Here is a 23,081-nt window from a genome sequence, read left to right as displayed (position 1 = left end):
GAGACGTTGGCAAGTGAAACAGCCTGTGGGCGTTTGAGCATGACGCGGACGCAATTGTACGCTATCATACGGTCGTTCTATTCGCGCGTCGCTGACGTTTCGGAATCAGATCCGACGAATGCGTCGAATACCACAGCTATCAAATGGTGATTTCTGCTCGGCCAAGTCGGTGGAGACACAATTGGATCAATTAAAGAACTTCGCAGATGACCGCCTAATTGTCGGATGCATCTACTGTGGCGGCCTCGATAATACCCGTGAACATGTTCCGTCACGAGTGTTTTTGGACGCGCCTTTTCCCGAGAACCTCCCGGTTATCGGGGCATGTAGGGCCTGCAATAACGGTTTTTCATTGGACGAAGAATACTTGGCATGCCTCGTCGAATCAGTGATCACCGGGTCCACTGAACCGAACAGCATAAAACGCTCCGGGGTGGCGAACATTTTGAGCCGCACGCCAGCATTACGCGCCAGAATTGAGGCCGCGAAGACTTGTGTGGATGGTCAAGTCCAATTCGCAATTGAACCAGAAAGAATCAAAAACATCGTCGTCAAGTTGGCCAGAGGGCACGCCGCGTATGAGTTGAGTCAGCCTTGTAGACATGAACCATCCTCTGTTTGGTGGTATCCTCTAGCATTAATGGATGATGCGCAACGGGACGAATTTGAGTCAAGTCAGGTCGTTGAGAGCTACGGAGAGATCGGGTCTCGCGGAATGCAGCGATGGCTTGTTGCTCAGTTCACACTTCAGTCCGGTAATGACGAAAAGAAAGCGGTTGATTTGCTAATTAATGACTGGGTGGATGTACAGGACGGACGGTACCGCTATCATGCCATCGACTATGGCGATGCGGTCAGAATAAAGCTAGTCATCAGTGAGTATCTGGCGTGCGAGGTCATATGGTGCCTTTAGCCAGACCGGCAGCGCCCCGCGAGCCTTTCGCCAGGATATCGAGGTTGCGCCCGTTGCCTGTATGGCATCAGATCGGCACGGCGTAAGAAAATTTGATCGGACTCAGTGCCATCCGGTCGCCGCGGCTCGGGAAGTAGAGACACCAGCAAGCAGCGATACTATGCAGCGCAGCCTGTGAGCAGGACGAACCAACAAGTGTGGGGGCATCACTAGTTGTGCTCAGTCAGAATGCAAGAGAGCAACCTTCCTGTGCCAGCGTGTTCGTCCCGTTTGGTTTGGCCGCCGTACCGAGACTACTCACTCGCTGGAAAAAGGCACCCAATGCCAATTCAGAAGCAGGAGTTTTACGAAGGCGCTGCCCTTCATCAACTCATTCGCGGATCGAACAGTACGAGTGTCGCCTACGCTCCGCCGTTGTTCGTCTTTGACGGGGTGCTGCAGGTCCATTTAAAGTATTCCACTGCCAAGCGCAGTCCGTGGAACTTCACGTTTGTGCCAGAAGAGCAACGCCTTCTCCACGCGCGGTCAGAGATGATGCCGCTGGTGATTGGCTTAATTTGCGGAGCGGACGGCATTGCTGCACTGCCGTATAGCGATTATGCCTGCATCGCGTCAATGCGGGACGCGGCGCTTGGTGTATCTTGTCGCCGCAACCACCGCGAACGTTTCGAAATCAGTGGTCCCGATGGCACCTTGCCGGGCAAGGTTGCGCCGGCCGACTGGTCCAACCTTCTACGTAGACGGGGAGATAAGGCACGATGAAGCATACCGACGAGATACTCAACCTGCTGCGCCAGCAGGTGAGTAACGGACACGAAGTCGATGATATCGCCCAGACGGCACGGGAGGTTGTCGGTAAGTGGGTCAACCCGTTGAGCGGCGGTAAGGAGCAGACGAACGGCCTGATCTACGGCCTCGTACAAAGTGGCAAGACCGGCGTATTAACTGTGACCGGCGCGATGGGTGCGGACGAGGGATACCGCACACTCATTGTTCTGACATCCGACATTGACCCGTTATACGAACAGACGCGAGGGCGAATTCAAGAAGCGTTTCCAGGCATGGACATCCTCGGAAAAGCGGACCTGCGTGACAACGATGCTTTTCTTCAGCGTGTCAAGCGAGGCACCTGCGCCATCGTGGTGACGAAGAACGGCAGTATCCTGAATACGTTGATCGAAAACTTCAAGGGCGCTGGCCTCCGCGGACTTTCATGCCTGGTTATTGATGACGAAGCAGATCAAGCAAGCTTAAACACCAAGGCTCGCAAGAATGACGGTACGCGTAGCAGGATTAATGGTCAGATAGAGGAACTGCGCGGGTTCTTCGACAAGAACACCTACCTGCAGGTGACGGCCACTCCCGGAGCTCTATTTCTTCAAGAGGGCAAGCATGCGTTTCGACCTAAGTTCACCGTACTAAGCCACCCCGGCATCGACTACGTCGGCGGCGACGATTTTTTCTCGAAGCACGGTGCCGAACTCGTTCGCGAGTTTCCCCTGACGGATCTCACGACTCTGTCCGCCGGATCGCAGCCTTCGCCGGGCAGTCAGATACCCGTTTCGTTGTTGTCGGCACTGGACACCTTCATGATCGGCGCGACATTCAAACGCGAAGCAAGCCCTGATCAGAAATGCGCGTTCCTGTGCCATGTGAGCACGCGGACTAGTGACCACAAGCACATCGTCGACCTGTTACGCATTTACAAGGCGGACCTGGCGTCCGGGCTGAAGGCGAAGAACGCCAAACTCATCGCGCGCCTGCGCAAGGCTTTCGAGGATCTCGCGGGCACTCACAAACAGTTGGCAACAGCGAATTTTGATCGACTGCTTGAGAAAATCGAATTCCTTTCACCGGGCATCACCGTCAAGCTTGTGAATGGCGAAACCGATGAGGACGTCGCCTTGCATGCGCCCTACAACCTGTTCGTCGGGGGCAACAAGCTTGGGCGCGGCGTCACCATCAAGAACTTGCTCGTGAGTTACTACGGGCGCCATCCGCGCACACCGCAGGCAGATACAGTGCTCCAGCATGCACGCATGTACGGCTATCGCCGCAAAGATATCGGATTGCTTCGACTCTGGTTGCCGCCCGAATTGCACGTCGTTTTCCGTGCCATTAACGAGATGGAGCGCAGCCTGCGGAACCTCATAGCAGAGAACTCTGGCGAAGAATTCCGCGGCGTTTATCTGGCAAACGGCCTCCAGGCGACGCGACGAAACGTATTGGTCCCCGGCGCCGTCGGTGTCTATACAGGCGGCGGCACCTACAATCCTGCTCAAGTCCTACGAGACGACGCCGGGGCCAAGCATACGCCAAAGCTGGACAAGTTACTGTCTGGCATTGCGAACAAAAGCCACGCCACGTTCCCAATCGCCGATATAAAGGAACTCATCAGGCTGACCGCCCCGGACCCGGAAAGCTCCGAGCGCGTATGGAATCCCCTCGCAGTCTCTGAGTCGCTCGAACAATGCGCCGAAATTCTGGAGCATGACGTGGGCTACGTCTATGTCGATCGGGACCGCGATCTGCGCGAGAGACGACGCGAGACACAAGGCGTCTTGACCGGAGGGGAAGCACTTACCGTGCCAAATGACCGCTTGACGGTGTTCATGATACGGACAAAAGCTTACGGCAAGCATCAGGCCTCCTGGTGGCCCCAGATCCGTTTCCCATCCGGTCGCTACGCGCTCGCCTTCGCTATCTGACACGCTCTCGTTTCGGCGCAAGAATATCGGTCATTCACGAGCCTATTAAAAACGCATGTTAGCCGACGCCTGTTGTGCAAGCATTCTTTTCAATCGTAGCAACTGACCGCATCGCCCTTGTCGATGCCGCCGCGCCGCGGACGACCGGCAGTGGAGATCGTACCCAGTGAGAAGTAAGCTACTCGCACGTCAAGAGGTCAGGCCAGCGCCATCTCGATTCTTTCCTCGCAGCAGTCGGCCGGACGTGACTTTAAGCAGCTTACTGTGACCCCGGCGTCTGCTCCAACCCTTTCAAAAATACACCCCACCGTCGGGTAATGGGCTCTGCTGCAGGCATCGAGTGCTCATCGAATTGAAGCGCCGTGCCGTCGAACTGTGCGTATCCATCGGCACGGACCTTGGGGTGAAACTTGACAACAAGGCTGTCTGGCTCGATCGCCATCAAGTTCAAATCGAACAGGGTATGAAGATCGGCTCTCAACAGCAATCCGTTTTGCGCATGATTGTCTGCGACACCAAGGTATGGGCTGATGTGGGCGGCCTCAAGGATGTCAAGAACGCTACACCCCGACACGACACAGCGACCGCCGTAGCGCTTGATGAGCTTGTCGCGAAACGTACGCTGTCCACGCCTCACCTTGATCGCCCGGAGTATGCTCTCTCGACTGTCGCACATGGACGCAATAAACGACGTGGCCTCCCCCTTCGACGTTTCTTCGACAGGTTTGACCGCATCCATCTGCCCCAGTGTGCAGCTAGCCGAAAACCGAGCAATTAACTCACGTGTTTGCGGAAACGTCTGGCTCAAACGCTCCTCCAGACTTGAAACGTCGATTTCTTCGATCGAGAGTTGGTCACTGGGCCGCCTCGCCGCCGCCTTGATATCGGCGATTGGAATCGCACCCGGGGTAGCAACGAACGTTTGCCCGTAACGGGCTTCATAGCCGACCAGAGAAATAGTTTCCGAGGTTGGTACTTCGAACTCATGCCCGACGCTGCATCGCCACGGGGGCGTCGAATTTTTGCGGAGCTTGATAGTCACTTTGCCACACGCTGGACAGCGTTGACGCATCTTGCTAACCGTCGACGAGGTGATCTTTTCGATCTGCGCAAGACCCACGAGGTGATCGGAGTCCCTGATCAGTACCAGGTCCCCTTCCGCAAGCTGCTTATGATTTTGTACTGCGGCGTCGTAGCGATAGACGCTCGTGAGCTGGTCGCCGTAACCTGTATTCCCGCCGTACTGCCGCCTTTCATCGCTCAACGCGAGTAAAGACCACGCCCGAGGAGATTTTAGCATTCTCATTTTTCCTTAGATGGTTTCCTCGTCTGATCCAGCAATCCCCAGCTGGGACTCGACACACCGCTTATTCGTTTGCCACATCTTCATTTTCTCATTGCCCGCAGCCGGTTTGAATCACAAAGCAGTCGGCGCTAAGCAGCTCGAGCGACCCGGACGCCTCGCAACTCTAACGCCGCGGGATCGGAGGGGATGCGGACAAAATCTTGGACTACTTTGGAGGTAGTCCATGTATTCATACGAAGACCGCGTTCGTGCGGTCGAGCTGTACCTGAAGCTCGGTAAGCGCATCAAGGCGACGATCCGTCAGTTGGGTTACCCGACGAAGAATTCTCTCAAGGCATGGTGCGAAGAATTTGAGAGGCATGGCGATTTGCAGAAGGAGTATGTTCGCGCAAAGCCGAAGTACTCTGAAGAACAAAAGAACGTTGCACTCGAGCACTACATCCTGACGGGACCGACCGGAGCAGGCAAGACGTGGATTGCGTGCGCGTTCGGTCAGCAGGCCTGCCGACAAGGCTTCTCCGTGATGTACGTCCGCGTTGCCCGGCTATTCGAGGAATTGAAGATCGCGCACGGCGACGGCAGCTTCACGCGGCGGCTCGCCAAGATGGACGTCCTCCTGCTCGACGACTGGGGCCTGCAGGACCTCGATCAGAGTGCCCGAAACGATCTGCTCGAAGTGCTCGACGATCGCGTTGGCACGCGCTCCACTATCATTACCAGCCAACTGCCATTGGAACACTGGCACGCTTGGCTGCAGGACCCGACGCTCGCCGACGCGATCCTCGACCGGCTCGTCCATCAGGCCCACAAGCTACCGTTGAAGGGCGAATCGATGCGGAAGACCAACGCCAAGCAGTCCTCCGCATCCTGATCGTGATCACCTTCGCTATAATCCATTGACCGCGCAACACCACCTTCCAGACTGATCACGTTCGCCGAAACGGCTGATCACCATCACCGAAATCCGCACCGACTCCTTCACAGCCGGACTTTGCCAACGACCGGCACCGTCGCCATCCACACCGGCCCCAACATTCTCCCACTATTGAGTCGACCGCCGTTTTATCGACGACGCAATATCCTTCGCTATCAGAGCAAGCTCGTCTGCCGTCACAGGGGCATTCCCCTTTGCATATTTCGCATTTCTCTCGACCAAAAGAAGCAGATTAGGCGTATCAACCGGTGCATTAAAATCTCCTTGCACCGTAGCGAGATACCCATAATCTGTCGAACCGTCATCGCGCGTGATGATTGCCGATGTCTCAACACCCTCCCGGCCATCTAGCTCGACGGTCCGATAAGGCGCGGCACCAACAAGCTTGATCCTCTTGCCGATTCCGTATTCATAACCCCACACAAACTCGCTTTTCTGTTTAGACGTCAGCTTGGGATCCTCTGCCAACGCTTTCTCGTCAAGAAAAAAAATCGTGACGTCGGGATGACTCTTCAAACGAAACGTTACGCCCACTTTGCGGGCCGAGTCATTCCCGTTATCGGCAACGAACATGCCCGGCAGGCATACACCATCGGTTTTCGGAATTTCGTCGGCATTTCTGGCGGAAAGACCCTTTAGCACTGCTTGAGTACGTTGCTTCGCCAACGAAGGGTCCGACGATGATTCCCGAAAGCTGATTGCCCGACCATTCTCATAAAGGTAGAACCCGGCCGCACGATTGCCCGCCCAGGCAAGTGCGTCTGGCCGTCCCGCTGGCATCAACTCGAACCTGCCGTTCTCATCGCTCGACGCCACCCGCGCCTTGATTCCGCTCAGGGTCAAGCCGAAGTCGGCATGCGACATCGATCCGGTTATCCGGAAGGTACCGTCATAAATAAAAACCGAGTGAACAGCCGGTTGATCGTCGGGAAACCGGATTGGATTTTCCTGGGGCTTCACGAACGCGGCGGGCATGGTCAGCGCAACATCGGCATCGCCAGGAATCGTCAATTCATAGCGGCCGACACATTCATGAAGTGCATCCGCCATGGCGGGAGACGACACCGATTGGATGGCACATGGCAACGACGCAAGTGCGATCAAATTCCAGCGACTTCTAAACTGTCTCATCAGCCAAGTTCTCCGCCCTTGTTCGCATCGGCCGCCGACGCATCCTGTTCATAAGCGTTCGGCTTTGGCATCTGGTAATTCTCCGCAACAAGCGACGTGGCAAAACCCAGGTTGTTGTTCTCGCCCCTCGTCCACTCGATAGGCAGGGAGACAATGAATCCCGTCAGCTGGGACAAATTGGCTGCGGCCTTCTCGTGCTGCGGCTTCGCCCAGAAAGCGTCGTCGAAAGGCATCTTGCCCCCGGTCGATTTTGTCTCCGGATTCCATGTCGGCCAGATAGACGCGAAATCGCCTTGCTCGTCTGGCGAATCTGCCAACGCCCGATTGCGCGGAATAAAGGCAAACGCCGCTTCATATAACTTCTGATTTGCGTCTGCCACCGTCTGTATCATCTTCCAGCTCGCTGGATTAGCAGGCTGATTGATCGCACCTATCAGCTGATGCGCCGGCCGGACGTTACCCGTAATTCCAAACAATTTTTTCCAGACTTCCTGCCGCAGATTCCGCGCAAATGTCCGCGTTACCTTGACGTGGCCACTTCCATCAATGTCGTGTTTCTCCATTGCACTATCGGCAACCAGAACGGCGATTTCAGAATCGCGCGAGCCCAGCAGACTACGGTCATTGATATTTGCACTGCCGACCAGCGCAAACAGATCGTCCACGACCATCATCTTGGTATGGACGTATATCTGTTCCGTCACATAACGCTCACCCAGCTTGATCCAGTTTCGCAGATTCAACAGGGTCACGTAGTCGCGACATTTTTCGATGGCGATGTCTTCATATCGCTTGTCGTGGGGATCGTTCAACACCTTGTTCCAGTCCGAGGCTTTCTGGTCGCGCAGCTCCTTGGCTTTAAGAAAGCGTCGAACGCGATTCAATAGACTGAAGGTGCCGAACACGAGCGACTGCATCGTCCAGTGAACCTGCGTCATGATGCTTTCGTTATTCAGCATGCCCTCCGGATGCACCGGCAGGGTAATGATGACGTGAAAATGCTCCTTCACACCGGACATAATAGTCCGGCCGATCCGATGCCCCAACGCTTCGCAGATGAAATTCTTGGGCGCTTCTTCCGGATGTTTTGAACTTCTCCGGGTTGCCCACTCGCTGAATCCTTTCCCCTTGACCTGTGCTCCAGGTCCGGATAGCGGCTGTGACGACGCGACGTCGCCCGTAGTGGTATCGGGGTTGGTATGGTCTGTGCCAAACCCCGAGACGAAAAATTGATTCTCGATATAGATAAAAGATGTGGCCTTGGTGATGAGATTGCGCATCGCTAGCGCAATTTCACATTGCTTGCCGTCAGGCGGCGATTGGGAAGCCTTGTCGATACCGTGCAAGCCATTGAATTCAGCCAGGCGCATTCCGGCTGGCGCGCTTCTCAGCACCTGAACCTTGCATCCACCGGGCTGCACTGCCGGCTCGGGCGGCAAATCCAGGCGTGCATGTTTGGCTCCGCCTTCGCTATTCCAGCGCACGACGAAGTTGCGCGCCACATCGCTTGCCGACGGGCCATCAATACGAAAATGGACATCCTGCCAAGGCATGCGGGGTTGCCTGCTGGCGTCGAGTGTACTGTCATTGGACGGCAGGCCGGTTGGGTGAGTCGTAGCGGACACATACGGGGTTTCATCTCCGTACGCAATCTGGTAACCGCCGGCCTCGATCTTCTTGAGCGTATCCTCACGATTGGATGGCAAAAATCCCCATAAGGTCGGATGGCTATCCAGTGCGCCCGTCAACAAATCCGGATCGATAAGACTTTCCTTCGGCACATGTCCGAGGTGAGGAATGCAGCCGTTGTAACGATTCAAAGCCTGCCGATTTTCGGCATTCGCCTTGAGGTCGTAGGTCGCATCGTCGAAACGTCCGTACGCCAGATCCATGCCGCCAATGAAAGCCGTCTTTCCGTCAATCGCGACGAGTTTCTGGTGATGGCTGAAGAAACTCCTGTCGTCGTCGGCGAGGGACGAGGCGAGCGTGACCCACACGCACGTGCGCCCGACAATCTCGTTGATGGCCTCGAGAACCGATTTGGTCTGATTGTCGTAGGTTTGCACCGGTGGCGAATGCATCCAAGGCATGACATAAACCTTGAGCTGCGGATTGCCTTTTACCGCCTTCAGCAGAACATCGAAGAGACGCACGCCTTGTGCAAGTTCAGCGTCCCAGTTCACTTGCCATCCGGCAATGTAGACCGTGTGAGCAGCGGCTTGAATGGCGGACGCGAGATCGCTGAAATACGCTTTGCCCGTGGTAAAGGCTTTTAGTGCATTCCCGGTTCGAGGCAGGGAAAAAGGCTGCCCGACGCCTACCCACACGTTCTCCGTCGCGAATGCCTTGTACGCGGCGCCCGCCTTGTCGACGATTTGTCTGAGCGACAGGACGTCATCGTTAAAGAGCTTGTCTGTCGGGGTTTCACGGGCGACAACGTCGGCCATCACGCATCTCCTTTCAATTTGCCCAGCACACCATCTCCGTCATTGACCTTTAACTCTTGCCGCGCCCATTGAGCGAAGGATTGGTCCACGTCGGTTTGTTGAGCGGAAAACGGTTGGTCGCTGTAGCCCATCGCGTCGATGGCTTCGTAGAATTTATCGCTCTCGGACCAGTCGCCCGATTCACGGCTGAGCGACAGCGAGCGTACCTGTCCGGCGTAGACGAGCCATACCTGCCCCGGCGTTTTGTTATATGCCTCGTGCAGCGTTTTCTCGTCGGCGTCGGAAAGAGCCAGTTTGCCGCTGGTGTCGCTTCGGCCGGTCAGGATCGAGTCCGAGGACATCAGCGCTTCATCCGCCGTGGGTGCCGAGACCATCCGCCATGCAGTGTTGATATGAGGGTATCCGTCAGGGCCAGGTGTGTCAGCGAGAAGCATGTTGAATTTGACCGGCCCTTGCGTTTCGGGTTGCGGCCAGTTGGGCAACGGATAGTTCTTGCGCACCGGTCCGTTAAACGAATGCTGTGCACCCTTGATATCGATCTTGCCCGGTGCATGAATTTCGATGTTGCCGTCTTTGATGCGAATGTATGCACCACCGGATGTCAGAAGGATTTCTTGCTTGGCGGCCGTTTCAATCTTTTCCGTTGCTGACAGTAGTTTCACCGTCTTCTGCGCGGTTAGTTCGATATCGTCCGAGTGGGCTTGGATTTCCACTTTCCCCTTGGCTGCAAACAGTTTCATGCCCGCGTTCTGCACGAACAGACTGAGCTTTTCGGCAACGCTTGCGATCAACGACTTGCCTGTAGCAACGTGTGTGCTCTGCCCGCTCACCAGATTCACGTGCTGGCTTGCTGCAACGTGCACCGATTGCTGCGACGACAAGCCGATTGAAGCCGGGCTGCCGAACACCATCACCGGCTGCTGGAACGCATTGGCGCTGCCAGTCCCGCCTCCTGCCGTATTGCCCCCAGCGCCAAGCGCACCGTTCACGCTGTTCTTAGTCGCATCGTTCAGCGCACGCATCGCGTCGTGGGCGTCTTGCAAGCTTTCGGCCTGGTGCTGCACGCTCACTTCCGAGAGCGACTCGACGATGCTCTCGGCATTGACGAGCTGCTGCTGCGTTTCTTTCACGTCAAGCGGCTGGCTGTTGGCCGCCTTGGGATGAGTGGTGATGTACAAGCCCTGACTCGCACGCACCGCACCATAATCGTCGGTACGCAGATCGAAGCCACTACCGAGATAAGCACCGCGCGAGTTGCCACTGTGGTCAATCAAATAGCCGAGATGCAGCAGGCTGCTCGCACTGCTGCTCATCAGCTGGACGCGATTCTGGCCCGTCGCGTCGTCCATCACCATCTGGTTGTAGCCGCTGCCACCGTATTCCTTGGAGCGATGGCCCGACAGGATGCCGTTGCTGTGCCACTGCGGCTTTACCGAGCCGTTGTAGACGCGGTGGAGCACGATCGGTCGATCGCAATCTCCGCCAACATAGCCGATCAAGACCTCTTCGCCAACGCGCGGAATATGGACTCCGCCGTAACCATCGCCCGTGTCTGACTGCGCAACCCGAACCCAACATGACGCGCCCGCGTCTCCTGGATTCTGCCGGTCCCAGACAAACATCACCTTCACCCGGTTCAGTTCGTCCGTGTACACCTCCTCCCCTTGAGGCCCGACGACGATCGCTGTCTCCATGTGCATCTTGGGCTTCTTGTGTTCGAACGGGCTGCGGTACGGCACAGTGGTGCGCTGCGCCTCGACTTCCACTAGATAGAATCCCGCCGAGCCGTCGTCGTGCGTAATCGACGCGCCTGAGTACCCGGCCTTCGCTTGTGCCAGCTCGGTTTGCAAGCTATGCGGAAAGCTGGTTTCGTGATCCGACAGCGGCAGATTGTTCTCGATGTAGCGCCAAACCTTGATCGCCGCGAACTCGCGCTGACCGGCAGGATCGCGATCGTGCTCCGGATGACCGCTCAATTCAAACCGTAATCCTGCGTCAATGCCGCGCACGCCGCCTGCCGCAAAGAACCGCTTCGCGCGTGACTCCCATTCTTCCAAGCGGATCTTGGATAGATGTTCTCCGCGATCCTGGCGGCCGTACGTGTAGGCGCCAGTGTATTCGTAGACCTCCGTCTGCTCCGGCAGATTGCCCTGCCCCGCCATGGTGGGCAGGGTGGTGCCTTTGGGGTTGGCGATGGAAGACGGTGCTTTGTAATCGAACGTACGCGTCGTATGCACCGAGCTCTGCAATGTCCGCGAACCCGACCACTGCGTGAACGCGTCCGCCTCGCTGCCCGTGCCGGATCTGTAAAACCCAACAGGATTGCCCGATATCTCGTCGAGCGAATGAACGTCATCGGTCACGACCAGCGTATGTGACTTGCCGTCCTTGCCCTGCCTCCAGAAGCCAAAGAGCCCTTCTTCTTCCATCAGGCGATGGACAAAATCCCAGTCAGATTCGCTCTGGCGGCAATAAGAACGAGACGGCAACGGCTTCGACAGCGCAAACTGGAACTGCCCGCTCGCCTGCGGATGGGCATTGAACACATCCGTCATGATGGCGTCGACACTTTGATCCTGCCAATACCGCATGTCGCGACGGAACCTCAGGAAGTGCATCCACGAGGCGAAAGCCAATTGATAGCTTGCTTGGCTGCCCTCCGCGCCGAGTCGGCGGGCCGTATGAATGTAGCCGTTGATCGGCAAGTAGGACTTGTCCGCTTGCTGAATCCACAGCGTCATCGGCTGCGCAATCAGCGTTTTCAGTTCAATGTCGCTTGCCGTCGACACCATGTCGATCGTGACACCGAAGTCTCGCTCAAGCTCCGAATAGGTCACGGCGCGGCGTGGCACGAGCGCGTTGTCGGGCAGTGACGGAACGTCCGTCTTCAGTAGACGATCTTGCTGGATCAGCCCGCCGCGAAGCGCCTGAATCAAATCGGTCAAGTTCATGTGCTGTCTAGTTCTTGTTCATGTCGTGCCCCGCAGGACGCTCTCTCACCGGGACGGCTGCCCGTTACATGTATCGGCGAGGATAGCGACTAGGGCCGGTCGTGGCTATCCTCTGGGTGTCGAACGCTGTCACGGTCCGCTGCAAGCGATTACAACATCGGACCAACGATCGAAACTTGCCGCTATGATATTTCAATCAACGGCGACTTGAACACGAGCCAATAGCTCTAGAAAGCATTGACGGGAGATTTCTGACAAAACGTGCCCCTCTCCACCGACGAGAACCGCCAGCAACGATTTACGGGTAACACAACCTTTTCTTTACAGCAGGTGAATTTCTCTCAAGAAACCTCATCCGAAGTGCACGATTCGTGCATCACCTCAAAGAAAGAAGCCCGGCGAAAGACTGAGAGAGGCCTGCCGGGCCCTCAAAAATCGGACCATCCGAGGACGAATTCTGGAAATTCTGGTCCGACACCCAAAATCATATCAAAACAGAGAACTCAAAGATTCTTTGCAAGCAAACTCTTACAATTTCAAGATGCAAGATAGTAACCGAGCCATATGGGCAAGCTCATTATAGGAATCGACAGGTCAGATCGACAGTACCCTCAAAGCTACTTATTCACCAACGAGCGGGAAACTCCTCTGTACGGATCATCCACTACAGGCCACGCCCCATGCGCCGTCAATCTCATTTAACGCCAGCGCGCGTAGCTGTTCAGCCACACACAATCCGACAGTCCCAAAATTTTCTGCCATCCTTGAGAAAGCCAACGGCTTTGGGTTCGTGGCAATGAACGGCAGAGATGTTCGGAAACGCACGTGTCTCGCTGCGACCTTCCGCCAGTGATGCCTCCTTCAAACTGATGGCCTACGCGACGGAAAATACTCAAACAATTCTGGGGCTCGTTGTCATCGACATTTCCCAAAGCCGATTAACATTAGAGGACATATTAACAATCCCAAGAATTCAAGAATATTTGGCCAATATATCACCTTAGAGAGCATCCATTCGGAATGCCTGGGCAAATCCGTTTGCCCTGAATCTTCATGAGGTTGATATATGACACATTCGCTTTCTTGTGCCCGCTGCGGCTCGCAGCGCGTCACGACTCGAGACTATGCCCGTAAAGCCGGCGGAGCCGTCGGGGCCGCCGCCGGTGCTGCCGGCAGTGCCGCCGCCGCGCTCGGTGGTGCTGAGGCCGGCGCCGTGCTCGGTATGGTAGCCGGACCTGTTGGTTCGATCTTCGGCGGATTAGCCGGTGCCCTGATGGGCGCGCTGCTCGGAGGCGCCGCGGGCTGTGCGGCAGGTTCCGCCGTCGGCGAGCACATCGACGTTCATGTGCTCGACAACTTCGAATGCCTGGATTGCGGCCATACCTTCAGCAAGCCGTCTGATCGTTGACGCGCCCTGACTGCCTACCCTTACCTGCTCAATGCCTACAGCCCTTCGGGGCTGTAGGCATTTTGTTTTCTGTTGCGCATTCCCTATCAGGAGATTTTCCATGCATTTGGTACAAACCATGGCGTATGCCGGCGAAACCCCGTGGCACGGCCTCGGCAACCCGCTCGCACCGAAGCAACCGATCGAAGTCTGGGCCAGGCAAGCTGGCATGGACTGGCAGATCGAATCCGCCGACGTGCGCTATGTATCGGGCAACGCCGGCACCAACCTCGGCTCGATCCACGCGTTCCCTGAACAGAAAGTGCTGTACCGCTCGGACACGAAGGCCCCGCTGTCCGTCGTCTCGTCGCGCTATCAGGTGGTGCAGCCACGCGACGTGCTCGAATTCTATCGGGACCTCACCGAAGTCGGCGGCTTCGAACTCGAAACCGCTGGCGTCCTCAAGGACGGCAAGAAGCTCTGGGCGCTGGCTCGTACCGGTCAGTCGGTGGCGCTCAAGGGCAAAGACACGGTAAACGGCTATCTGCTGCTGGCGACGGCATGTGACGGCACGCTGGCGACCACTGCACAGTTCACCTCCGTTCGGGTGGTCTGCAACAACACGCTCTCGATTGCGCTCGGCGACAGTTCGGGCGTGATCAAGGTGCCACATCGTTCGCAATTCGACGCGCAGGCGGTGAAGCGCCAGCTCGGCATCGCGATCTCTAGCTGGGATGGCTTTATGGCTCGCATGAAAGCCTTGTCTGACTGCAAAGTCAACGACACCGCCGCCGAAACCTTCTTCCGTCGCGTGCTGACCTACCCGGTCGGCGCCGGCCAGCTTATGCCCGCCACCAATGAGTCCGCGATCAAGGCCGTGCAAGCGCTCTATACCGGCAAGGGTATGGGCGCGACCTTGGCCTCGGCATCCGGCACTGCCTGGGGACTGGTGAACGCCATCACGGAATTTGCCGATCATCACCGCCGCGCGCGCAGCGATGACCACCGACGCGATGCCGCGTGGTTCGGAACGGGCGCAACGCTCAAGCAGAAAGCCTGGGACGAAGCGATCCGGTTGATCGCATGACGCCAACCCATGACTCATTGATGCCCGGCTGGCATGGGTCCAGCCGGGCATCGTTATTTCAGGAGGTGACAAATGACGTTGCCTGAATCGCTCGGACGCGACCGGCATCGGCCTGCACTGAGGCTTGTCGACACGAAATCGCTCTCGCGCGCAGACTGGCTTGAGGTGAGAAGAAACGGGATAGGTGGCAGTGACGCAGCCGCTGCTGTGGGGCTCAATCCGTACAAATCGCAGCTCGAACTGTGGCTGGAGAAAACAGGCCGGGACGCGAACCTGCCAAAACCCAATCCCGACGATACGACCGAACCGGTGTACTGGGGCACGCTACTCGAACCGATTGTTGCCGCATCCTACACAAAGCAGACCGGCAATCGCGTCAGGCGCATCAATGCCGTGCTCCGGCACCCGACGATCCCGTGGATGCTCGCCAATCTCGACCGCGAAGTCGTCGGCATGCGAGAAGTGCAGATTCTCGAATGCAAGACGGCCGGCGAATTCGGCGCGCGGCTCTGGCGTGACGGCGTGCCCGAATACGTGCAGTTGCAGGTTCAGCATCAGCTCGCCGTGTCTGGCAAGCAGGCGGTCGACGTGGCCGTGCTGCTCTGCGGCCAGAAGCTCGACGTACATCGCATCAAGCGCGACGACGCGCTGATCGCTCGCCTGATCGAACTCGAAGCCGCATTCTGGCAGTACGTTGAAACCGACACGCCGCCCCCGGCTGACGGTTCTGACTCAGCAGATCGCGCGCTACGTTGCCTGTATCCGGGCACGGGCGGCACGGTCAATTTCACGGATGACCGTGCACTGTCGGCCACGTTTGCCGATCTGGTGTCCGTGCGAGCCGAGATCGAGTCCCGACAGACTATCGAAGCCCACCTGAAACAGACCATCGCGCAGGCCATGCGAGAGGCAGACCGGGCGCAGTTCGAGACGGGGTCGGTCTCGTTCAAACGAAGCAAGGACGGCACGGGCGTCGACCTCAAGCAACTGCTGGCCGACCATCCCGAGCTTGCCGCGCAGTACGCGACTACGAAGCCGGGCACGCGCCGGTTTCTCGTTTCGACCTGATTGCTTCACCACTGTTTACATCCAGGAGATGTGTCATGCTCAAAGGACTTGCACTTACGCCGCCAGTTGTTGGTCGTATTTCCATCGGGCGCGTTGTCGAGAAGAACGGCAAGCGCCTGCCAGAGAAAGACGACCAGTTCACCATCACCACGCAGGTTCAGCAGCGGGGTGAATGGATGCTGCACCCGCTCAACGAAGAATTGCGCAAGGCCACCACCGGCAAGCTGCGCGCGATTCCCGTGCGCCTCATGTTCAACGATCCCGACCTGAATCTGCGCGCAGAGTATTCGTGCTTCGACCGCGATACGGGGCGACCAGTCTGCGTCGGCAACGGCAAGACATGCCGGCGTGCGACGGATGCTGGCGTCGAAGAACTGCCATGCCCTTCGCCGGATACCTGCGCGTTCGGCCAGGGCGGTGCCTGCAAGCCCTATGGCCGGCTAAACGTGCTGATCGGCGACAGCGGCGAAATGGAAGGCTTTCTGTTCAGAACCACGAGCTTTAACTCGATCCGCACGCTCGCTGCCCGACTGCATTACTTCTCGGCAGTATCGGGCAATCTGCTGGCGTGCCTGCCGCTCGAACTGAAGCTGCGTGGCAAGTCGACCACACAGAGCTACCGGAGCGCGATCTATTACGTGGATCTCGGCGTGCGTCCCGGCCACACGCTCGAAGCGGCGATCACCGAAGCGCGCGAGCTGGATACGCGTCGCCGCGCGGCAGGTTTCGACCAGATGGCGCTCGATGCCGCTGCGCGTGCCGGCTTCAGTAATGGCGCGTTCGAGGAGAGTATAGAGGAAAGCGCGGCGGTCGCAGCAGAGTTCTATCCACCCGAATCCGGTAACGATGGAAGTCACGATGGCGGTCATGACGATACCCGGGCGACGGCAACAACCGTCACGTCCAGCCTGAAAGGTCGCCTCGACCAGCGCGCCGCGTTACTCGGTGAGAAAGCCGCATGATCCGCCTAATCGCGCTCGCTCTGGCGGTCGTGTCAACCAGTACGGCCGTCTGCATGTCGGTACTGGCCGGCTGGCAGCGTGGCGGGTGGCTATCGGAACGGCTCGTGTGGATTGCGCTTGGCATCGTGCTGGTCAGCGGCGCCCATCTGCTGCCAGCGCTGTGTCGATCCGCTCCGCCTGCCGTGCGCAGGACGGGTGTACTGCTCTGGTGTGGCTGCATGGCGGCGGCGTCTTTCGGCCATGCGACATTCTTCCTGATGTCGCAGTCCCACGCCGGCGACATCCGGGTAGCCGCCTTGCCAGTCATCGATGCTCTGCCGCACCGGAGCCTCATCGCAGTCATGGCGGATCGCGCATCGGTCACGGCGCAACTGGCTCGTGACAACGCCCGTCGTTGCTTCAGCGACTGCCAGGTACTGCGCGGGCGTCGTGCCGGACTGGCGGCGCAACTCGATGCGCTGGACGCCGAAGCCGCTGACATCCGGCGGGATCAGACCATCGAGGATCGAGCCGAAACAAGCCGCGAGGCCGTGCGTACCGATCCGGTCACGGGACGTCTCGCTGCGCTCTTCGGCTCGGCGGGCACGAAGCTCGATCTGCTGGCCGGACTGGTGTTTGCCGCCGTACTCGAGGGCATGGCGTGTCTGCTGTGGTGGATTGCGCTGTTACCCGCCAGAGATGCCACGCCGGCCACCGCAATCCTCTCCGCCGCTCCAGTCGCGCCGCCCGTGCCCGAACCGCTGGCCATCTTCGAACCTGAAACGGAAATCACGAAGCTCATCCGGGACGTTCAGGCAGGCCTCGTGAAGCCCACAGTTTCCGGCATCCGCCGTCATTTGCGCTGCTCGCAGGCGAAAGCCGCCGTACTGCGCCGTCAGATCGACGAACACAACACGATGGCATAAGCGCTGGATCTCACGCCCAGCACTTTCCTCCCCCTTTCCGTAACCGCTTGATGCCATGCCCCAGGAGGACTATGGATACTGCAACCGATCTCGTCAAAAGCCTGAGCATCACCAATCTCGCCAATCAGCGCGCGGCCGTCGTCGAGCGCGTGCGCGCCGCACTTGATCTGCTGGCTGAAGCCGAACAGCTTGCTGGAGCAGCCCATCTGGGCTTTCCCCGGACGGTGCTGGACGAAAGCTACGGCTGCCGCGGCCGGCCCACGATCACCGGGCCATATACCGTCCGGGCCGATGCGGAAAGCGCCATCGTGCGCGTCATCGACACGCACGGCTGGGACTATCTGCTGAAGGAATCGGGCCTGCGCACCTTCATGGACGCGAAGGCGCGCGAACAGTGGGGCCGTCAGATCAGCGAGGGCGACGTGCCGGAACTGACCGCCGCCAATATCGAGGCCACGTTCACGCAACTCTACGGTGCGCGCGGCGATATGTTCGAACGCGGCGTGATCCAGTGCTTCCAGAAGCTGTCCTGGAACTACAGGACCAACCAGCCTTTCAAATTCGGCAAACGGATCATTGTGACCTGCCTGCTCAGTAATGGCTTTCCGAACCATCATGGAACGGACGGACTGGACGACCTGATCCGCGTATTCAGCGTGCTGGACGGCAAACCCGAGCCTGATCACCGGCACGGCATCTACACGCTGCTGTCCGATGCGCGACAGGCACGACTCACCGATGCTGAAAACGGCTACCTGCATCTGCGCTGGTTCAAGAACGGCAACGGGCACCTGACGTTCAAGCGGCCCGATCTGGTCGAGAAGATGAACCAGATACTCGCAAAACACTACCCTAACGCGCTCGCGTCCGACGTCCGGTAATTCCGCTTTACCTGTCGCGTCCTGCGACGGTCTTTCCCTTCCCTGCAGCGATCACGCATCTGGCTCCGCCCGGAGGCCCGTGCTCGCCCGCATTCCAGAGACTCAAACCATGAACCCATCCATCCGTCTCAAACCGCTGTTTCATCCTGGCCGGCTGCTGGTCGGGACCCAAGCCCTCCAAGCGCTGCGCGCTCACCAGATTCCTGTCATCAGCGTCCTGCTACGGCATATCGCTGGCGACTGGGGCGTCGTCTCCGACGATGACCGGACGCAGAACGACCTGTCGATTGGCGCCGGCCTGCGTCTGCTGTCGATCTATCCGTTGCCGGACGGTGCGCGCATCCTCGTCGTCACCGAATGGAACCGCTCGCAGACCACGTTCGAGTTGCTTGCGGAAGCGATATCGGACCGCGTTTCCAGCCCTCAACCGGCCGCCCGTTGCCGCTATCCGGCGTGGCCCGCCGCAACCTACCGGACGAGGGTCGCCGCATGAGCAAACAAGCACACCATCGGCCTTACTTCCCGATGGGAAGGATGGCCATCACACCGGCCGCCCAGTCCATGCTGGAACAGGCCGGACTTTCGCCGTCAGCCTTGCTGGATCGACATTGCGCCGGGGACTGGGGCGACCTTGAAGCTGAGGACATCGCCGAAAACGAACTGGCCTTGCTCGCAGGCAAGCGCCTGCTATCAAGCTACGTGATACCGGGCGGAAGCAAAGTCTGGGTCATCACCGAAGCTGACCGTTCGGTCACCACCGTCCTGCTGCCCGAGGACTATTGATGCCCACCTTGATCCAGAAACTGCACCCGGCACTGTATCCAAGCACTCAGTTGATGCTGGACAATACCCGTCAGCCGGTTTTCAGCCAGCAGGGGGACTGGCACGCCGGTAGCGCCCTGCATTGCGCGGCGATGGCACTGGCAATGCTCGGCTATTTGCCCGATCCGGTCAACGTGCGCCGCTACGCGAGTGGGCCCGCCGCGCATTTCTGGGGTCAGGCCTGGCCGCACTACCTCCACGGCCTGACGCCCTCGGAATTTGCTGCTTTCGTCTGGGAACTCAATGCGGGCGTTCAGCCCGTTCAGCTCAGAGGCCTGGCGGACGAACTCCCACGCACTTGCGCTCAGGAATTCGCGACAGGATGGCCTGTCGTGGTGTGGATCGCCAACTGCCGATCCGGGGACCAGCATGCCACGCTGGTCGTTGGGATCGAAGAGCGCGATGCCATCCCCCAGGCACTCCTGCTGCTCGATCCGGCGGGAGCCGCGCCAATACTGGCCGCGTGCAATGCGCGGCTGGAATTCCATGAACCGCACGCCTCGTATATCACCGCCGAAGGTGACACGTCGGCCAAGCTAGGCGGAGCGGTATCGATCCGTAGGCTAGGCGCCCGCACTACCGAAGCCGGCTGCGCTTGATCTCGGGTGGAGTCGCTGCATTCGCCCGGCGTTCGCCGGTCGGTGCGAGCGATACACCATCCAGCGGCTCGAACAGGCCGGACAGCGTGATGTTCAGCGCGTGGCAGATATTCGCCAGCGTCTCCACTGAGGGATTCGCAATGCCGCGCTCGATGGCCGAAATGTATGTCCGATCAACGTGAGCCTCGAAGGCCAGCGTTTCCTGCGACTTGTCCACGGCATGCCGGCGTTGCTTGATACGACGGCCGAGGGCCACCGTGATCGGTGCCGGCGTGCGTGTAACGGTTTCTGGGCGTCGAGAAGTCATGCTGGGCAGGATGCCCGCCTGACGACTAATTCACGACGCTATAGACTCATCGTTTAGTGTAGTGTTTACACTTCAAAAACAAATTTTCCTGCCGTTATAGGGAAATGAGGCCAGATACCTCATGCCAGACGCGCACCCATTTATGACGAGTAAACTCTACAAACAGAAGCAGTTGTACTAGACCACCGATGGCGGAAATCACCGCATCACCACAACCAGAAAGGAAAACTCGCAATGAAGAAGACCGCAGTTAACATGGGGATCACCCAACTTGCGCTCGGCGCATCGTTGTGCGCAGCGCTCGCCGCGTGCGGCGGCGGTGGTAGCGACAATGCGTCAGCCAGTAGCCCCGCCGACAATACGCAGACCGTCACCACGAGCGGTACGGCAGCGATCGGCTCACCCATCGTCGGCGGCTCGGTATCGCTCAAGTGCGCGTCGGGCACGGCGGCTTCGACTACGACAGGTTCCGACGGGAGCTGGACCGTCTCGCTCAAGCGCACGGATTACCCGTGTGCCGTGCGCGTGTCGAGCGGACAGGCAAACGGGACGACCCTGGCCTCCCCACTGCATTCGGTCGCCGCCGCGTCTGGCACGACCAACATCACTCCGCTGACCGATCTCGAAGTCGGCGTGCTCGGCAAGGGCGACCCGGAAACGTGGTTCAACGCAGTGAAGAACGGCGACCTGTCCGGCACGATCACAAGCAGTAGCCTGGCCGATGCGCTGGCGACACTCCAAACCGCGCTTTCGACACTGCCCGGCAAACCGTCGCTTCCGAACGGGTTCAATCCGCTTACAACCAGCTTTAAGGCCGAAAAGGGTGACTCGAGTGACAACCTGCTTGAACGCTACGGCGTGGCGCTGACCGCCGCGGGCCTGTCGCAATCGGATGCTGCAGTGAAAACAGCCCGTGGCACAGCGCTGACGCAGCAGGCCTACGTCGCGACGACCTATACGACGGGCCTCACCTACCAGCAAGACCCCGTGTCGATCCAAATCGGTTCGTCCGTCAACCTGGACGGCACGTTCGGTATCGCCATTGTCGATCCGAATCGTGGCCAATATACGGCCAAGGCCAAGATCGACGCAGACGGAAATGTGACCTCGTTCACCGATGCCGGAAAGTTCACCGCCGCCGTGTCGTTGCTCGGAAATCGCGTCGGCCAGCTCTGCACGGGGCCGGCCAATGGTGTCGGGGCATTCATCACTGGCCAGCCAGGGCAGTACGCCTACGTGTCGAGCGATCTGACGGAAGTGACCGATCCGGGCGAGTTGAATGGCAAAACCTTCGACGAATACGAGGACTGCGCGAATTCGGGTACGTCGGTATTCGCGAACGGCGCAGTAACGTTTACCGATAAGAACGGCAATCAGGACACGCCGGATAGCAACATCGCACAAGCGTTCACGGTCGATGGCCTCGCTGACACGAAAAATCACTCCATCGAGCATGCCAAGGCATACAAGTACACGGCCAACGGCATCACGAAGTACGTCTATATCACCGTGAACAGCACGACCACGCCCGGCACGAGCGACGATCCGCTGATGTTCGACATCAATACCAAATACATCACGATCGGCCTGTCGCAGTAAGTCTTCTGCTGGCCGTCCCCCCAACGTTTCCACTGAACGGTGCGGCATCTTGCTCGCGCAGCGGCTGCTTGTTGGAGCCGACTGCGCTCTCAGTATCTGGCGGGCGCAACTACACGAGCCCCCACCAGGCCAATTCCATTTTTTTGACAATGAACATGAAATTCATCACGCTTACCTCAACTGCATTGCTGAGCATCGCACTGAGCGGCTGCGGTCACTCTGAAATCGATACCGTCAAGACGGCAATCGTTCCACAAGATTCGACCCATACTTACGAGACCGCTTTGTCGAATCGCAGTTCGTGCGAACGCGATGAATGGCACACATTCAAGGACGATACTGGGCGATCGGTCGTGCAATATCGTTGCGATCTAAAAGACGGTGCAGCATTGATTGCCGCGTATCGTCAGAAAAAAATCCTCGACACGCAGAACGACTTTCAGGGCTACTTGCACGGTCTTGACCAGACCACCGAGCAGGCCAACCAAAACCCGGAATTTTGGGGAAAGGCATTGACCGACGCCCAAAGCAAATTTGCGCAAATGCAGTCACAAGCCGACGCAGCAAAATCGAGCGCGGCCGCTTCAGCCGACCCCAGTGCCCTGCGTCAAGCCATGGTGAATCAAGGCGATGTTGAAGGGACACAACGCGCTGTCGAACAAGCACAGCAGCATCTTGCTGATGCGCAAAACACGCTCACCAGCTTGCCGCAGGAACGCGCACGCTTCGAGCAACAGGAGAAAGACGCGCTGGCGCAAATCGACAGGGCATATGGTGGCGTGATCAAGGTCATCGAGATATTCCAGTGGTTTGTGCGTGATGACTCGGTCGTGCCGGCGTGGTCAGGCGTCGAATTCACCAAACAAGACGGCAGCACAGCTCAACTCAACCGGGATTGGCAAAAAACGATAGGGGATTTGATCAGCCATCGAGGTGACGATCATGTTCACTATGTGCTCGATGTGCCCGATAACATTGCGCCCGGTCAGTAGTCGTCGGGTTCCTGATCGACAATACAGCGGTCCACAAGCTACCCACCTCTCACGAGGTAGGTAGCCTTATTTTTTTCATTCG

Annotated in this window: 20 protein-coding genes; 15 read left to right on the top strand and 5 right to left on the bottom strand. The window is 58.2% G+C overall.

Translation table 11 applies throughout. The annotated features are described in order from the left end of the window. Positions 1–181 precede the first annotated feature (181 nt). The 3 genes from AB4850_RS19605 (at position 182) to AB4850_RS19595 (ending at position 3,621) form a co-directional block, all read left to right on the top strand. Positions 182–913 (top strand): hypothetical protein, encoded by a 732-nt coding sequence (locus AB4850_RS19605; protein WP_414444664.1) that lies wholly within the window; start codon positions 182–184, stop codon positions 911–913. A 321-nt stretch (positions 914–1,234) separates the two neighbouring features. Next, positions 1,235–1,675 carry a hypothetical protein gene (locus AB4850_RS19600; protein WP_414444663.1) on the top strand — a complete coding sequence of 147 codons (441 nt, stop codon included), beginning with the start codon at positions 1,235–1,237 and terminating at the stop codon, positions 1,673–1,675. After that, the gene (locus AB4850_RS19595) at positions 1,672–3,621 is read left to right on the top strand and encodes a Z1 domain-containing protein (RefSeq protein ID WP_414444662.1); all 1,950 of its coding nucleotides are present in this window, start codon (positions 1,672–1,674) and stop codon (positions 3,619–3,621) included. Before AB4850_RS19600 ends, AB4850_RS19595 begins: the two co-directional genes overlap by 4 nt. A gap of 259 nt (positions 3,622–3,880) precedes the next feature. Here the strand turns inward: AB4850_RS19595 and AB4850_RS19590 are convergent, their stop codons facing one another. Then, positions 3,881–4,921, bottom strand: coding sequence for an HNH endonuclease (locus tag AB4850_RS19590; RefSeq protein WP_414444661.1), 1,041 nt, complete (start codon positions 4,919–4,921; stop codon positions 3,881–3,883). A gap of 229 nt (positions 4,922–5,150) precedes the next feature. Between AB4850_RS19590 and AB4850_RS19585 the strand changes: the two genes are divergently transcribed. Then, positions 5,151–5,798 (top strand): ATP-binding protein, encoded by a 648-nt coding sequence (locus AB4850_RS19585; protein ID WP_414444660.1) that lies wholly within the window; start codon positions 5,151–5,153, stop codon positions 5,796–5,798. Positions 5,799–5,969: 171 nt separating this feature from the next. Here the strand turns inward: AB4850_RS19585 and AB4850_RS19580 are convergent, their stop codons facing one another. The 3 genes from AB4850_RS19580 to AB4850_RS19570 are packed head-to-tail and all read right to left on the bottom strand — an operon-like array spanning position 5,970 to position 12,390. Continuing rightward, complete coding sequence (locus tag AB4850_RS19580) at positions 5,970–6,992, bottom strand: T6SS immunity protein Tli4 family protein (RefSeq protein WP_414444659.1); 1,023 nt, start codon at positions 6,990–6,992, stop codon at positions 5,970–5,972. Continuing rightward, complete coding sequence (locus AB4850_RS19575; protein WP_414444658.1) at positions 6,992–9,439, bottom strand: phospholipase D-like domain-containing protein; 2,448 nt, start codon at positions 9,437–9,439, stop codon at positions 6,992–6,994. Before AB4850_RS19575 ends, AB4850_RS19580 begins: the two co-directional genes overlap by 1 nt. Next, a complete protein-coding gene (locus AB4850_RS19570) occupies positions 9,439–12,390 on the bottom strand; it encodes a type VI secretion system Vgr family protein (protein ID WP_414444657.1) in 2,952 nt (983 codons plus the stop codon). The genes AB4850_RS19575 and AB4850_RS19570 overlap by 1 nt, the downstream gene beginning before the upstream one ends. A gap of 1,066 nt (positions 12,391–13,456) precedes the next feature. On the opposite strand from AB4850_RS19570, the gene AB4850_RS19565 reads away from it, so the two are divergent. The 9 genes from AB4850_RS19565 to AB4850_RS19525 all read left to right on the top strand — a co-directional run bounded on the left by AB4850_RS19565 (position 13,457) and on the right by AB4850_RS19525 (position 20,101). Then, positions 13,457–13,798, top strand: coding sequence for a hypothetical protein (locus AB4850_RS19565; RefSeq protein ID WP_414444656.1), 342 nt, complete (start codon positions 13,457–13,459; stop codon positions 13,796–13,798). Positions 13,799–13,898: 100 nt separating this feature from the next. Next, positions 13,899–14,864: a DUF932 domain-containing protein gene (locus tag AB4850_RS19560; RefSeq protein WP_414444655.1), complete on the top strand. Its 966-nt coding sequence runs from the start codon at positions 13,899–13,901 to the stop codon at positions 14,862–14,864. 72 nt (positions 14,865–14,936) lie between these two features. After that, complete coding sequence (locus AB4850_RS19555) at positions 14,937–15,932, top strand: YqaJ viral recombinase family protein (protein ID WP_414444654.1); 996 nt, start codon at positions 14,937–14,939, stop codon at positions 15,930–15,932. A 35-nt stretch (positions 15,933–15,967) separates the two neighbouring features. Further along, entirely contained in the window at positions 15,968–16,894 is a 927-nt protein-coding gene (locus tag AB4850_RS19550) for a phage capsid protein (RefSeq protein WP_414444653.1), read from the top strand. Next, positions 16,891–17,799, top strand: coding sequence for a hypothetical protein (locus tag AB4850_RS19545; RefSeq protein ID WP_414444652.1), 909 nt, complete (start codon positions 16,891–16,893; stop codon positions 17,797–17,799). The genes AB4850_RS19550 and AB4850_RS19545 overlap by 4 nt, the downstream gene beginning before the upstream one ends. Positions 17,800–17,870: 71 nt before the next feature. Further along, the gene (locus AB4850_RS19540) at positions 17,871–18,680 is read left to right on the top strand and encodes a DUF4942 domain-containing protein (RefSeq protein WP_414444651.1); all 810 of its coding nucleotides are present in this window, start codon (positions 17,871–17,873) and stop codon (positions 18,678–18,680) included. Positions 18,681–18,789: 109 nt separating this feature from the next. After that, positions 18,790–19,173, top strand: a complete 384-nt coding sequence (locus AB4850_RS19535; protein ID WP_414444650.1) for a hypothetical protein — start codon at positions 18,790–18,792, stop codon at positions 19,171–19,173. Further along, positions 19,170–19,463: a hypothetical protein gene (locus AB4850_RS19530; RefSeq protein ID WP_414444649.1), complete on the top strand. Its 294-nt coding sequence runs from the start codon at positions 19,170–19,172 to the stop codon at positions 19,461–19,463. Before AB4850_RS19535 ends, AB4850_RS19530 begins: the two co-directional genes overlap by 4 nt. After that, positions 19,463–20,101 (top strand): hypothetical protein, encoded by a 639-nt coding sequence (locus AB4850_RS19525; protein WP_414444648.1) that lies wholly within the window; start codon positions 19,463–19,465, stop codon positions 20,099–20,101. Before AB4850_RS19530 ends, AB4850_RS19525 begins: the two co-directional genes overlap by 1 nt. Here AB4850_RS19525 and AB4850_RS19520 read toward each other — a convergent pair. After that, positions 20,079–20,420 carry a helix-turn-helix domain-containing protein gene (locus AB4850_RS19520; RefSeq protein ID WP_414445558.1) on the bottom strand — a complete coding sequence of 114 codons (342 nt, stop codon included), beginning with the start codon at positions 20,418–20,420 and terminating at the stop codon, positions 20,079–20,081. The genes AB4850_RS19525 and AB4850_RS19520 overlap by 23 nt on opposite strands. A gap of 222 nt (positions 20,421–20,642) precedes the next feature. Here AB4850_RS19520 and AB4850_RS19515 point away from each other — a divergent pair, with 222 nt between their 5' ends. Next, positions 20,643–22,007, top strand: a complete 1,365-nt coding sequence (locus AB4850_RS19515; RefSeq protein ID WP_414444647.1) for a hypothetical protein — start codon at positions 20,643–20,645, stop codon at positions 22,005–22,007. A gap of 155 nt (positions 22,008–22,162) precedes the next feature. Continuing rightward, on the top strand, positions 22,163–22,999 hold the full coding sequence (locus tag AB4850_RS19510) for a hypothetical protein (RefSeq protein ID WP_414444646.1): 837 nt from the start codon (positions 22,163–22,165) through the stop codon (positions 22,997–22,999). Positions 23,000–23,081: the final 82 nt, after the last annotated feature.

This window comes from Burkholderia sp. 22PA0106 (assembly GCF_047497155.1).
Lineage (GTDB): Bacteria > Pseudomonadota > Gammaproteobacteria > Burkholderiales > Burkholderiaceae > Burkholderia.
The sequence above is the reverse complement of the archived record's forward strand: the minus strand, read 5'-3'. Positions and strand labels throughout refer to the sequence as shown.